Origin of the sequence: Brevibacillus sp. IT-7CA2 (assembly GCF_949767855.1) — a bacterium.
Taxonomy (GTDB): Bacteria; Bacillota; Bacilli; order Brevibacillales; family Brevibacillaceae; genus Brevibacillus.
The window spans coordinates 63777-76592 of sequence record NZ_CATKQT010000012.1 but is presented as its reverse complement, the minus strand read 5'-3'; the positions used below and the strand labels follow the sequence as shown (position 1 = coordinate 76592).

At 49.9% G+C, this 12816-nt stretch carries 12 protein-coding genes; 8 read left to right on the top strand and 4 right to left on the bottom strand.

Annotation, left to right across the window (positions count from 1 at the left end; all coding sequences use genetic code 11):
* The first annotated feature begins 60 nt into the window (after positions 1–60).
* On the top strand, positions 61–846 hold the full coding sequence (locus tag ACM6JA_RS10810; RefSeq protein WP_414852310.1) for a DUF2161 domain-containing phosphodiesterase: 786 nt from the start codon (positions 61–63) through the stop codon (positions 844–846).
* Positions 847–876: 30 nt separating this feature from the next.
* On the opposite strand, the gene ACM6JA_RS10805 is transcribed toward ACM6JA_RS10810, so the two are convergent.
* Genes ACM6JA_RS10805 through ACM6JA_RS10795 form a run of 3 tightly spaced genes read right to left on the bottom strand, consistent with a single transcriptional unit; the run spans position 877 to position 2683 of the window.
* Positions 877–2082, bottom strand: a complete 1206-nt coding sequence (locus tag ACM6JA_RS10805) for an NAD(P)/FAD-dependent oxidoreductase (RefSeq protein ID WP_414852306.1) — start codon at positions 2080–2082, stop codon at positions 877–879.
* Positions 2079–2414: a (2Fe-2S)-binding protein gene (locus ACM6JA_RS10800; RefSeq protein WP_414852305.1), complete on the bottom strand. Its 336-nt coding sequence runs from the start codon at positions 2412–2414 to the stop codon at positions 2079–2081. The genes ACM6JA_RS10805 and ACM6JA_RS10800 overlap by 4 nt, the downstream gene beginning before the upstream one ends.
* A complete protein-coding gene (locus ACM6JA_RS10795) occupies positions 2411–2683 on the bottom strand; it encodes a (2Fe-2S)-binding protein (protein ID WP_414852304.1) in 273 nt (90 codons plus the stop codon). Before ACM6JA_RS10795 ends, ACM6JA_RS10800 begins: the two co-directional genes overlap by 4 nt.
* A gap of 149 nt (positions 2684–2832) precedes the next feature.
* On the opposite strand from ACM6JA_RS10795, the gene ACM6JA_RS10790 reads away from it, so the two are divergent.
* The 7 genes from ACM6JA_RS10790 (at position 2833) to ACM6JA_RS10760 (ending at position 10363) form a co-directional block, all read left to right on the top strand.
* A complete protein-coding gene (locus tag ACM6JA_RS10790; protein WP_414852303.1) occupies positions 2833–3900 on the top strand; it encodes a M24 family metallopeptidase in 1068 nt (355 codons plus the stop codon).
* 221 nt (positions 3901–4121) lie between these two features.
* Positions 4122–5789, top strand: a complete 1668-nt coding sequence (locus tag ACM6JA_RS10785; RefSeq protein WP_414852302.1) for a peptide ABC transporter substrate-binding protein — start codon at positions 4122–4124, stop codon at positions 5787–5789.
* Positions 5790–5810: 21 nt separating this feature from the next.
* The gene (locus ACM6JA_RS10780; protein ID WP_414852301.1) at positions 5811–6956 is read left to right on the top strand and encodes a branched-chain amino acid ABC transporter substrate-binding protein; all 1146 of its coding nucleotides are present in this window, start codon (positions 5811–5813) and stop codon (positions 6954–6956) included.
* 41 nt (positions 6957–6997) lie between these two features.
* Positions 6998–7900 (top strand): branched-chain amino acid ABC transporter permease, encoded by a 903-nt coding sequence (locus ACM6JA_RS10775; RefSeq protein WP_414852300.1) that lies wholly within the window; start codon positions 6998–7000, stop codon positions 7898–7900.
* A 3-nt stretch (positions 7901–7903) separates the two neighbouring features.
* Positions 7904–8911 (top strand): branched-chain amino acid ABC transporter permease, encoded by a 1008-nt coding sequence (locus tag ACM6JA_RS10770; RefSeq protein ID WP_414852299.1) that lies wholly within the window; start codon positions 7904–7906, stop codon positions 8909–8911.
* Positions 8874–9650, top strand: coding sequence for an ABC transporter ATP-binding protein (locus ACM6JA_RS10765; RefSeq protein ID WP_414852298.1), 777 nt, complete (start codon positions 8874–8876; stop codon positions 9648–9650). Before ACM6JA_RS10770 ends, ACM6JA_RS10765 begins: the two co-directional genes overlap by 38 nt.
* Positions 9647–10363, top strand: coding sequence for an ABC transporter ATP-binding protein (locus tag ACM6JA_RS10760; protein ID WP_414852297.1), 717 nt, complete (start codon positions 9647–9649; stop codon positions 10361–10363). Before ACM6JA_RS10765 ends, ACM6JA_RS10760 begins: the two co-directional genes overlap by 4 nt.
* A 616-nt stretch (positions 10364–10979) precedes the next feature.
* Here the strand turns inward: ACM6JA_RS10760 and ACM6JA_RS10755 are convergent.
* On the bottom strand, positions 10980–12740 hold the full coding sequence (locus ACM6JA_RS10755) for a sigma-54 interaction domain-containing protein (protein ID WP_414852296.1): 1761 nt from the start codon (positions 12738–12740) through the stop codon (positions 10980–10982).
* Positions 12741–12816: the final 76 nt, after the last annotated feature.

Below are 12816 nucleotides of genomic sequence, written 5' to 3'. Positions count from 1 at the left end.
AACGAAGAGAGGAGTCAATCCACTGGATTGGCTCTTTTTCCTATAAGAGAAGGGGAGCACATGGAACCAAAAGCAGAGAAGAAATATGAAGCTGACATGTACGAACCGATTCGGAATTATTTTGTCGCACAAGGATATGACGTTTTTGGCGAGGTCAAGCATTGCGATTTAACGGCCATCAAAGGCGAGGAACTGATCATTGTTGAGTTCAAGCGCAACCTAAGTGTGGAATTGCTCATACAGGCAACCAAACGACAGCGCTATACCGATTTTGTTTATATAGCAATTCCGAAGCCCAAATACAAATTGTTTTCGAAAAAATGGCAAGATATATGCTACTTGGTTAGACGTCTCGAGCTTGGTCTCATTCTCGTGTCCTTTCCAAAAAGAGGGCTCGCAGCCATGGAAGTGAATATTTCACCGGGACCGTTTGATCGGGTAAAAAGCAAGCAATTCAATCAAAAAAAGCGAAACCGTATCATTGAAGAGATGCGGGGAAGATACGGCGATTACAATGTTGGTGGCAGCTATCAAACCAAGCTCATGACGGCCTACAAGCAGAGCTGCATTCAAATCGCGACGTTGCTTCAGCAGTATGGGCCGTTATCTCCTAAATTACTCAAGAGTAAAGGGGCGGGGGAGAAAACCTCGTCGATTCTTATCCAAAATCATTATGGGTGGTTTACCCGTGTGCAACGCGGGCTGTATGCGATCACTCCGATAGGAGAGAGAGAAATCGCGGAGTATCCTGAACTCATTGCTTACTATCGAGAACAGGCAGAGGAAATACAGGGTACACTTACTCTGGACTCAGAAAAACAAAGGCAGCCTGCCGTGAAAGAATAACAGGCTGCCTTTTCCTATTGAAAGAATGAATTAGTGCGCGATCCATTCTGCTGTCATTTGTCCCACCAGTGCACGACCAGCTACAATGTCTGGATGGAACTGGATCGTTGCATTTTGCCGGACGATTTTCACCTGTTGAATGGCATCCAATAATGGCTGTTCATTCGTCAGCTTCCCCCGAGCTTTTGCGATAGAAAGTCCCGCGACCGTGCCTTGAGCCATTGCCACTTTGGCACTTTCAATTCCCGTGATATTGCCGGCAACATAGAGTCCAGGGGCTGGCGTTCGCATGCTTTCATTGTGTAAGGGGACATGCCCGCCCAAGGAGGGAACATAGGCAAATGGGCACCCGGCAATCGCTGCCAATTCGGCGAGTGGACTTAATCCGCCTGCGATACAGACGAAATCAGCTGGAATGACTTGTTCGGTTCCAACTATGGGTGAACCATCGGTTGCAACTCGGGCGATACGGACACCCTCGACTTGAGACGTTCCGACGATCTCCACTACTGCTGTTCGTAGTTGAATTGGGATGTCCCACATAGAAAACCCGTTTGAGGGGTAGAGGGACACTGCCAGCTTTTGCATCCATGAACTTCCCATCAGTTTGCTCCCCAGCCGAATCATCAGAGAAGGTGCAAGATGGGCGACCCGCAATAAGGATTGCATCACTGCTTGTGGTTGCCCCGCAGTGCCACTGACAGTCGTACATGGTGGGAGTATCATTCGATCCACCGTAATTCCAGCCAACTGCAATTCCCGGGATATCGCCACTGATAAGACATTGATTCCAATGACTACCCCGCGTTGTCCTACTCGCACGCGCTGCACATTTGTCATGACTTGAGCAGCTCCGATGGACATCACGCCAGGTAACGTCCACCCTGGCACGGGTACGGCTGCTTCAGAAGCACCCGTTGCGATCAGGAGCAATGGGACAGTCATTTCCCCCTGTGTCGTAGAGACGACCCAGCCATTCTGGGATTGCGTCAAATGAAAGACGGAGACGCCGCAGCAGATCTCTACACCGAGATGTTTCGCTTCCTCCGTGAGCCGGGCTGCCTCATCCAGTCCATTCCACCACACACCGTCCGGCTCTTCGTGAAGCTGTCCAAGCAAGCGGCCCCCAGGGCGATAGAACTCATCGACTACACGAACAGCCAATCCCTGCCTAGCACTTGCAATTGCTGCAGATAAGCCTGCAGGTCCAGCCCCGATGATGAGAAGGTCGATCATGCACCATGCCCTCCTTTTTTCAAGGGAGTAGGAAGGAGAGAACCCGCAGTCACTTGCATGCCTTCCTGCACAAGCGTCATACAAGCACGCACGGTAGGAACACCATCTACATGGACGCGACATTCGTAGCAGTGACCGATATTGCAGTAAATTCCTCGCGGTGTTCCTTTTTCCTCATGAACCCGAAGCGTACGGACCCCTACGGCCAATAGGGCTCCTGCAATCGTCTCGCCTTCGTAAGCTGTATAGACAGAGCCGTTATAATAAAAAGGAAGCTGCTTTCTGTCACCGAGTGAACCGAGGACCGGATGGTGATCAATTCGTTGACTCATGTCCGTTGCCCCCCAAGCGTTTGAAATGAGACAGGACGGATAGGCGGTTGGTATCCAAGAGGTACAGTATGAGAAGGCGCTTGGCCAGTTACTTGCTGAATGACCTGATCAATCAATGTACGGCAGGTTCTCCCACCGCAGCAGCCCATGCCTGCTCTGGTCCGTAGCTTCAGCTCGCGTGCGGTACATTGATAGGTTTGGGCGGTCTCTACCAATTCAGCGAGAGTTACTTCTTCACAACGGCAGATAATCAATGGATGCGATTCCATGATGAAGCCTCCTTTCATTCTTATTTGATGAAAAATGCAAGTGTCGTGCCATGGGAAGGCGAGAGAGAATCGTCCTGGCTGGCACAATACTTGCTGAATATTCTCAAAGAACGAGCCCAATCACGACAAACAAAAGAGGGATGACAGAAATGGAAAAAGTAACAAGACTGCGTGAGCAATTCGATCCACTTGGGATTGACGGGATTTTGATCACCAATGGACAAAACCGCCGATACCTCACAAACTTTACAGGTACATACGGAGTTGTCCTCATTTCCAGGGACCAGGCCAAGCTCTTCACAGATTTCCGTTACACAGCCCAAGCGCAAGCACAAGCAACAGGCTTTGAGATCGTTTATTTGCCAACAAAAGAATCCGTATACAGTGAAGTGGCGCGCCAGGCGGAAGCGATGGGGATCAACCATCTCGGCTTTGAGGAGGAGAATGTCTCATTTGCTTTGCATCGCAAATACACCGAGGCCGTCCAAACAGCATTCATTCCGACGTCAGGTGTCATTGAGGGATTGCGGATGATTAAGACAAAGGAAGAACTGGCGATCATCCGAACGGCTGCCCAAATCGCCGATGCGGCATTCTCTCATATTACTTCCTTCCTGCGTCCTGGTATCACAGAGCTTGCGGTGTCTAACGAATTGGAAATGTTCATGCGAAAAGAAGGGGCGTCGGGCTCTGCTTTTGACATCATTGTTGCTTCTGGTTATCGTTCCGCACTTCCTCATGGCGTAGCGAGTGAAAAAATGATTGAAGCCGGAGATATGGTCACGTTGGACTTTGGCGCATTGTACCAAGGGTATCGCTCTGATATTACCCGTACGGTTGCTGTTGGCACTCCTGATGAGCAACTCAAAGCCATCTACGAGATCGTTTTGGAAGCACGCAATCGGGCTGTTGCAGGGATTCGTCCTGGTATTACCGGGAAAGAAGCAGACGCCTTCGCACGGGACTACATCACGGAGCACGGCTATGGCGAGCGATTTGGACATGGGATGGGGCATGGAGTGGGCCTGGATATTCATGAGGAGCCATTTATGTCCACACGTTGCACCGCTGTACTCCAAGAAGGCATGATTTTGACCGTGGAGCCGGGGATTTATATCCCAGAGCTTGGTGGGATCCGTATCGAAGACGATTTGGTTGTCACAGAGAGTGGCAATGAGGTGCTGACACATTCACCGCGCGAATTGATCATTTTATAAATCGAGAGAAAAAAGCCTTGGCCGAGTAAGTGGGCTGAGGCTTTTTTTGTTTACCAGCGGTGTCTAAGATTTGAAACACAACAAGCATTACAGTGTACAAAAAAATTTACAGCGACCAACTCTAGAACGAAGCCACTGCCGCCTTCATTTTTGGCACATCTCTTGCATTCTGATAATTCTGAAAACCAACACATAACGACTGAACAATGGGGGTTGATCAAATGAAAAAAAGTATGTTCGCAGTAATGAGTAGCCTAGCAGTCATGGGATTAGCGTTAGCAGGATGTGGAGGAGGACAGCCAGCAGCAAAGCCAGCCGAGCAAGCATCACAGAGTGGTCAGTCGAGCACGCAGCCAGCACCTGCCACCACGGCTAAAGAACCAGCAAAAGCCCAAGTCCTACGCTGGAATCTTCACTCCGAACCACCTACAGGTGATCCTGGACTTGCGGAAGACACGACTTCTGCTGCCATCGTCAAAGCAGTATTTGATGGACTGACACGCATCGGACCTTCGGGCAAGCCAGAGGAAGCAGTAGCGGAGAAGATTGAAGTATCGAGTGATATGAAAACATACACATTCAAACTGAGAGACTCCAAGTGGAGCAACGGAGAACCAGTAACAGCGCACGATTTCGAATACGCGTGGAAGCGAGCTCTCGATCCGAAGACAGCGTCCAATTACGCCTACCAGCTCTATTACATCAAGAATGCGGAGAAGGCCAACAAAGGGACTGGCAGCTTGGAGGATGTCGGCGTAAAAGCATTGGATGACAAGACCCTCCAAGTAGAGTTGACGAATCCAACCCCGTTTTTTCTGGAGCTAACCGCCTTCCAAACTTATTTCCCGGTAAATAAAAAGGTAGCCGAGGCAGATGAAAAATGGTCTGGAGAAGCCAAAACACACGTAGGAAATGGCCCATTCAAAATGGAGTCTTGGGAACACAAAAGCAAAATGGTACTCGTGAAAAACGAAAACTACTGGGACAAAAATAGTGTCAAGCTGGACAAGATCGAGTTCTCGATGGTGGAGGATGAAAACACAGAGCTGTCCATGTTCGAAAATGGCGAGATTGACTGGGCAGGTAGTCCGTTAAGCTCGCTGCCAACAGATGCGATGCCAGCGCTTAAAGACAGCGGAAAGCTTCAAGTGAAGCCGGTCGGTGCTACCTACTGGTACAAGTTCAATACAGAGAAACCTCCGTTCAATAACGTGAAGATTCGTAAAGCTTTTGCCTACGCCATTAACCGTCAAATCTTGATCGACAACGTACTCCAAGCGAATCAGCAGCCAGCGATGGCAGCAGTTCCTCCGACAATGGGACTCAATACGGGCGGCTATTTCAAAGATAATGATCAAGAAACGGCCAACAAGCTGTTAGAAGAAGGAATGAAAGAGCTGGGCATCTCCAAGCTGCCGCCGATCAAGCTCAGCTACAACACGTCGGAAGGGCATAAAAAGATCGCAGAAGCGATTCAGGACCAATGGCGTCAAAACCTTGGTGCAGAAGTGAAGCTGGAAAATCAGGAATGGAAGGTGTACCTCGAGACCATGCACGAGGGCAACTATCAGGTCGGGCGTCTCGGCTGGTCGGGTGACTTCAACGATCCGATCAACTTCCTGGAGCTGTTCAAGGAAAAGGACGGAGGAAACAATGACACGCGCTGGGAGAATCCGAGATTCAAAGAGCTGCTGAATCAGTCCGCCACCGAGAGTGATTCGGAAAAGCGCAAGGCGATTCTGCGTGAAGCCGAGCAAATCATGATGGATGAAATGCCGATTATGCCGATTTACTTCTATACGCATACATGGGTGAAGAATGACAAGGTAAAAGGAATCTTCCAGGATGGTCTAGGCGCAATCGACTGGAAATGGGCATCAATCGAATAATATTCGAATGGGGGATGGGCTATGAAAAAGTGGGGAAGCGTGATAGTCGCAACGATGTTGACTCTAACGCTTGCTGTAGCGGGATGTGCCAATCAAGGAGCTTCTACTGGAGGTGCAGACGCTAGCGAGATACTCGTTGGTGTTATTTTACCAGTAACGGGTAATAACGCAACGGATGGAAAAGACATGCAAAACGCCATCGAAATGGCTGTCAAAAAAATAAACGACAGCGGCGGAGTTGTTGGAAAAAAATTGAAGATCGAAGTAGCTGATGATGGTTGTGATCCACAAATGGCGACGACAGCAGCCAATAAGCTGGTCTCTCAAAACGTAGTAGCTGTCGTCGGCGGTTACTGCTCAGGTGCGACACTACCCTCATCGGGTGTATTCAAAAATGCCAACATTCCCATGATCGTTCCCGCAGCCAACTCAGCCAAATTACCCGCTCAGGGCTATGACACCCTCTTTTTGATCAATGGCCTAACCCCAGATCAAGCACAGACCGCAGCAGATTACATGGCAGCAAACCAGGCGAAAAAAGTCGTGCTCATCCATGACAATTCTGCCTACGCTAAAGACCTGGCCGATTTTTCCAAAGCGTCCGTTGAGAAATCCGGCGGAACCGTCATTGCGTACGAAGCGATCAACCCCGAAGAAAAGGATTTCAGTGCGCTGGTCACAAAAATAAAAGGCCTCCAGCCTGATGCGACGTATTTTACCGGCTATTATGCGGCTGGCGGACTCATGGTCAAACAGTTCAAGCAAAAAGGCGTTTCCGGTCTGTTCTTCGCAGGCGATGGCTCATTCAGTGAGGACGTCATCAAGATTGCTGGAGCAGACAATGCGGAAGGACTTTTGATTACCGCGACACCTACAGCGGAATTCATCGAGGGGGCAGAAGCGTTCACTTCTGAGTACAAGCAGGCGTACAACAACTTGGCACCGGGGCCTTTCTCAGCTCTGAGCTACAATGCGGTCAATCTGCTGGCAGATGCGATCGGGCGGGCGAACTCGACTGATCGTGACGCCATCAAAAAAGCGATCAAAGAAACAAAGGATTTCAAGGCGCTCGGACAAACGATCTCGTTCAACGCCCAAAATACGCTGGATACCTCCAACTTCGCCGTTTTGAAAGTGACGGGTGGCAAGTTCACGTTAGCGAAGTAGGGCATACGTCAATCATTGCCTCAAGTAAGGATGGTGGAGGAATGGATATTTTCGTCCAAACACTGGCGGACGGACTGGTCATCGGTGCTTTTTACAGTTTGATCGCTTTGGGCTACACGATGGTTTTTGGCATTATCAAGCTGCTCAACTTCGCGCATGGCGATTTGTACATGCTCGGTGCATTTGTCGGCTATACCTTGCTCAGCGTGCTCGGCGGAGATTCTTCTGGGGCAGGCTTGATGGGAATATTGATTGTTTTATTACTGACGATGGTGATTGTCGGCGTCATCGGGATGGGGATTGAGAGGGTGGCTTATCGGCCGCTCCTGTTGGCTCCACGACTCTCGATCCTGATTACGGCAATTGGTGTCTCTCTCTTTTTGGAAAACGGCTCGATGATTGTTTGGGGGGCGCAGTATCAAGTGTATCCCTTGCAGCTTTCTCACGACGGCATTAGCCTGCTAGGGGCCAAAATTACGTATGTCCAAATCGGGCTTGTCGTCATTTCGGCACTTTTAATGCTGAGCTTGCATCTATTCATCAATCGCTCGCTGTACGGCAAGGCTATGCGGGCGATTGCGCTCGACCAGACGGCTTGTCATTTAATGGGCATCCATGTGCATAAAGTCATTGGCTTGACCTTTTTCATCGGTGCTTCGTTGGCAGCAGGTGCAGGCACGATGGCAGGTGCTTATTACGGAACCGTCAATTTCATGATGGGCTTTATCATTGGACTCAAGGCGTTTACGGCGGCGGTTTTGGGCGGAATTGGCAGCATTCAGGGAGCGATGCTGGGCGGGCTGCTGCTCGGGATGATGGAGACAGCCGGAACATTTATTTTCGGTGGTTCATGGAAGGACGTCGTGGCGTTTTCCCTGTTGATCTTGATTCTGGTATTAAAGCCAACGGGCATCATGGGTGAGAAAGTGACAGAGAGGATGTAGCGGATGAATCCATCTCGAAAAAAAATCGCTGTTGTCCTGTTGCTCGCCGTCGCGTGTGTACTGCCGTTTCTGTCCAATAACTACTGGCTGGATGTTGCGACACTCGCCTTGTTCTACGTTGTCTTGGCCCAGGGGCTGAATGTGGTAGTCGGCTTTGCTGGATTACTCGACTTGGGGTACGCCGCCTTTTTTGCGGTAGGAGCTTATACGACAGGCATTCTAATGACGGTCTATCAATGGTCGTTTTGGATGACCTTGCCTGTGGCCATGGTATTTGCGGCTATTGTGGGTGTGATTATCGGGGCGCCGACACTTCGGTTACGCAGTGACTACCTGGCAATCGTCACCCTCGGCTTTGGGGAAATCATTCGTATTTTAGCGATTAATCTTACTATTACCGGATCAGCTTCAGGCATTTACGGAATCCCGCGTCCTTCTATTGGGGGCTATGTTCTTGGAGGCCAGATCGACTTTTACTATTTGATCTTGATCATTGCTGTTTTGGCGGTCGTGGCTGTAAAACGGTTGGGCACATCCCGCATCGGCAGGGCGTGGATGTATATCCGCGAGGACGAGGATGCAGCCGAGGCGATGGGCATTAACCGGATCAATATGAAGCTGCTGGCGTATTCGATCGGAGCTGTCATCGGGAGTTTGGCTGGTTCTGTTTTTGCTGTCAAAATGAGTGCGATTGCGCCGCTCAGCTTTAGCTTTACCCAGTCCATCATGATACTTTTGGCAGTGGTATTGGGAGGCTTGGGCAGCATTCCTGGCGTCGTCTTGGGCGCCGTGCTGGTCATTGCCTTGCCGGAACTGCTGCGCTCAGTGGAAGATTGGCGATATTTGATCTTCGGCGCCGCACTGGTCGCGATGATGCTGTTTCGCCCCCAAGGACTGTGGCCTGCCCGCTATGAGATGAAACGAGGCGCTAGACATGGCGAGACCGAGGAGGCTACGGAAGGGGGCAGCGGTAATGACGTCAAGCTTGACAGTGAAAAATGTAACGCTTAAATTCGGCGGTCTGACTGCGGTAAACGATTTGTCTTTTGCTATCAGCCCAGGTTCGATCAGCAGTATCATTGGCCCGAATGGAGCCGGGAAAACATCCGTCTTCAACATGATCACCGGATTTTACCGTCCGACTGCGGGGCAGATCATCCTTGAAGGCAACCAGCTCGTGGGAAAAAAGCCAAGCCAAATCACACGCCTCGGCATGGCGCGAACGTTTCAAAACTTGCGGCTGTTTCCGAATTTGACGGTCTTGGATAATGTCAAATCAGGCATGCACAGCCGCACGAGCCAAACTGTCTGGGGAGCACTATGGCAGACTAGGGCACAGCGCCGTGAGGAACAGTTGATCGAGGATATGGCAAGGGACTGCCTTCGCTTCGTGGGGATAGAAGACAGTTGCTGGCGCATTGCCAAAAACTTGCCGTATGGCGCTCAGCGTTATTTGGAAATCGCGCGGGCCTTAGCTACCAAGCCGCGAGTGTTGCTCCTCGATGAGCCTGCTGCGGGGCTGAATTATGAGGAGAAGGAAGACCTGATTGCTTTGATCAAGCGAATCCGCACCCATTACGAGTTGACAGTGCTGATCATCGAGCACGATATGGGTTTGATCAAAAAAATATCGGAAAAAGTAATCGTCCTCGACTACGGACAGAAGATCGCAGAGGGAACTCCCGAGGATGTGCTCAGCAATCCGCGAGTCGTAGAAGCCTACCTCGGAAAGGAGGAGGAGGCAATATGACACCACTTTTGACAATCAGCGGCATTCATTCGTTTTACGGAAAAATTGAAGCGCTTAAAGGCATCGACCTGCACGTGCATGAAGGAGAGATTGTCGCACTGCTAGGCAGCAATGGTGCTGGCAAGAGCACGATACTCAAAACGATTTCTGGAATCGTTCGACCAAACAGTGGAGATGTCTTGCTTCACGGACAGAGTCTCGTAGGCTGGGCTCCTCACCAAATTGTCGAGGCTGGCATCATCCATGTACCAGAGGGCAGGCGGATTTTTGCTGGCTTGACTGTGCGTGAAAATCTGGAGCTAGGCGGTTTTACACAGAGAAAAGAGAAGGCGGCCATCGCAGAGGGGATTGAGCAGGCATTCGCGCTGTTCCCTCGATTGAAGGAGCGGAGTGAACAAATGGGAGGAACGCTGAGCGGAGGCGAGCAGCAAATGCTCGCAATCTGCCGCGGTCTCATGGCACGTCCAAAGCTCTTGATGCTAGATGAACCGTCGATGGGGCTTGCCCCGATTATTGTGGTTGAGATCATGAATATAATCAGAGAAATAAACAGGCAAGGCACGACGATTCTTTTGATCGAACAAAATGCCAAGGTAGCGTTGAAGCTTGCTCATCGCGGCTATGTAATGGAGACAGGGCGCATCGTCATGGAAAATAAGGCAGACGTTCTCAGGGCCGATGATTCGATCGTCAAGGCGTATTTGGGCGCGTAGGTCACGTGCCCGACGACAAAGGAGGAATCAACCATGGAATTGATCCGTATTTTGTCTGAGGTGTTGCCTCCCAAAGAGGGGCGAAGGTTTCCTGATTTTTGTTCGTGTTGGCGTGCGTTTTTTTGGTGTAAAAAGCAGCTGTAGTGGAGGGAAGAAGCGTATTTCCAGTCTACGCTTCGGCCTACAATGGCGGGAGCGCTTCAAACGTAGAAGTTTCGATGAAGGGTTTCATGAGTGAAGCTGAAATTCCCCGCCATTTTTTCCTACGCTGAGGTGGGCTCCAGAGGCGCTTGGACTGGAAATCCGCTTCTTCTTACGCGGCTTTGCTGAAAAATGATTGCAAGTCGACCAAGAAGGAATAGACGCGAGCATTAAACTTCAAAATGAACCACAAATATTTCACAGTCGTGATTGGATAACTCAAGATGATCGCTAGTACAAAGGATCTACCTTGAACTGACCCAAAAACGGTTTGAAAAGCTGGAAGAACACCTAACAGCTCGAAAGCCCTGTCACATGTTTGGAAGGAGACCGCCCGAACGTAGAGAGGATACAGGCGACTGGAAAACATGTGGCAGGGCTTCCCCATGCACAACCGTTGAAGGACAACGTTTTTTTACTTCCCCAATTTGTTATAGAGCGTGGCCCGCGATATGCCAAGTCTTTTCGCAGCAGCCTGCTTGTTACCGTTTTCCAGCTCGATGGCTCGCAAAATGACACGGCGCTCATGCGCTTCGATTTCTTCTTGCAGGGAAAAGAGATCGGGAGGGAGCTCAATCGGTACCTGTTTCGTCTGACCTTGTAAGGAATACGGCAAATCCTCTTCTTTGATAATACCGTCCGTTGCAAATACCACCAATCGTTCAATGGCATTTCGCAGCTCGCGAATGTTTCCTGGCCAGTCGTATTGGAGCAGGTTTTGCATCACATTTTGCGAGATGGCATGAATGGGACGGTTGTAACGTAAAGAGAATTCATAGAGAAAAAAGTGGGCGAGCTCAATCGTATCTTCAATGCGTTCTCGAAGCGGAGGAATTTTCAGCGTCACGACATTGAGCCGATAGAACAGGTCTTGGCGAAACTTCCCTTCCTTCACTAACTCCTCCAAATTTTTATTCGTGGCGGCAACTACGCGGAAGTCCGCCTCAATCTGCTTGGTCCCTCCGACCGAATAATACTTTTTCTCTTGAAGCACGCGAAGCAGCTTCACTTGCATATCGAGCGGCATTTCTCCTACCTCGTCGAGAAACAGCGTTCCTCCACGTGCCAGCTCAATCATTCCTTTTTTCCCTTTTTGATCCGCACCAGAGAAGGCACCTTTCTCGTACCCGAACAGCTCGCTTTCAAACAAAGTAGGCGAAATCGCACCGCAGTTGATGGCGATAAAGGGCGCATTAGAGCCTTCCCGCACATCATGCACGGCTTTGGCGAAAAGCTCCTTGCCGACACCACTTTCCCCTGTGATCAAGACGGTTGCTTGTGTAGCGCTGAGCTTTTGGATCATGGACTTGATATGCCGAATAGGAAGACTCGTTCCTTTGATCTGTGCAAATGGATCAGGGGTCGGACTGAGCTTTGCCATTTCCTGCTGCAAATGATTCACTTTTTTATTGGCGTTCAACAGCTCCTGGTTCAGTCGGACTTGGCTCGTGATATCGGTTTCCGCCGCGACAGCACCGATGATTTTGTCATGCAAATAGATCGGATTGGTATTGATGAGCACGACGAGATCCTCTCTCGGCTGATGCTGATGACGGTAGAGAGACTGTCCACTTTGCAGAGATTTGAGTGTTTCGAGCATTTCGAGCGGGAAAAATTCGGTGATCGGGCGACCTATCGTTTCTTTTGCTTTCAAGGAAAAGATTCGTTCAGCGCCTTCTGTCCAAACCATCACACGTGCTTTTTCATCGATGACGGATATGGATGCATCCATGGTCTTAATCATCGTCTCGAAATATGCTTCCATGATCTCGTACGAGGAAAAAATGGCTTGTATGACTGCACCTCGATGAAGGTAGCCGACAGGGACTCCGGGCTGTTTTTCGATCAGGAGATAGTTGTGAGTAGCTAGCAGGTGGATGGCGTCGGCCAATGTTGAATCCAGTGTTGTCACAGCAGCTGGTTCCCAAGGGGCTTGTGTGCAATCGATCGTCAAGTTGACGGTTAAATGGGAGGAATCGGCGACATACCAGCTGGTTTGACGCTGGGCAAATACAGGAATGGTTTCGTCCAACGGAGGAGGGAGAAGCTCTTGATCGTTGAAAATCCGCATGTTTGTCTGTATCAACTCGGTTAAGGCAGGAAGTTTGTGATTCAACTCGATCATCCCTTTTAAAAGAGGTAGTTCAAGTGTATAAAATTTTGAACATTTTCTCATTTATTATACATTCGCTCTTTCAGTTGTCAAAGAATTTAGACGAAATATTTTGGAAATCGCGCTTGGAACGATTGGC

What these genes read in the sequence shown, in the direction of transcription:
- ACM6JA_RS10785 (WP_414852302.1), top strand. Translation starts at nt 4,122, where the DNA reads ATGAAAAAAAGTATGTTCGCAGTAATGAGTAGCCTAGCAGTCATGGGA.
- ACM6JA_RS10790 (WP_414852303.1), top strand. Translation starts at nt 2,833, where the DNA reads ATGGAAAAAGTAACAAGACTGCGTGAGCAATTCGATCCACTTGGGATT.
- ACM6JA_RS10795 (WP_414852304.1), bottom strand. Translation starts at nt 2,683, where the DNA reads ATGGAATCGCATCCATTGATTATCTGCCGTTGTGAAGAAGTAACTCTC.
- ACM6JA_RS10765 (WP_414852298.1), top strand. Translation starts at nt 8,874, where the DNA reads ATGACGTCAAGCTTGACAGTGAAAAATGTAACGCTTAAATTCGGCGGT.
- ACM6JA_RS10805 (WP_414852306.1), bottom strand. Translation starts at nt 2,082, where the DNA reads ATGATCGACCTTCTCATCATCGGGGCTGGACCTGCAGGCTTATCTGCA.
- ACM6JA_RS10800 (WP_414852305.1), bottom strand. Translation starts at nt 2,414, where the DNA reads ATGAGTCAACGAATTGATCACCATCCGGTCCTCGGTTCACTCGGTGAC.
- ACM6JA_RS10770 (WP_414852299.1), top strand. Translation starts at nt 7,904, where the DNA reads ATGAATCCATCTCGAAAAAAAATCGCTGTTGTCCTGTTGCTCGCCGTC.
- ACM6JA_RS10775 (WP_414852300.1), top strand. Translation starts at nt 6,998, where the DNA reads ATGGATATTTTCGTCCAAACACTGGCGGACGGACTGGTCATCGGTGCT.
- ACM6JA_RS10755 (WP_414852296.1), bottom strand. Translation starts at nt 12,740, where the DNA reads ATGAGAAAATGTTCAAAATTTTATACACTTGAACTACCTCTTTTAAAA.
- ACM6JA_RS10780 (WP_414852301.1), top strand. Translation starts at nt 5,811, where the DNA reads ATGAAAAAGTGGGGAAGCGTGATAGTCGCAACGATGTTGACTCTAACG.
- ACM6JA_RS10760 (WP_414852297.1), top strand. Translation starts at nt 9,647, where the DNA reads ATGACACCACTTTTGACAATCAGCGGCATTCATTCGTTTTACGGAAAA.
- ACM6JA_RS10810 (WP_414852310.1), top strand. Translation starts at nt 61, where the DNA reads ATGGAACCAAAAGCAGAGAAGAAATATGAAGCTGACATGTACGAACCG.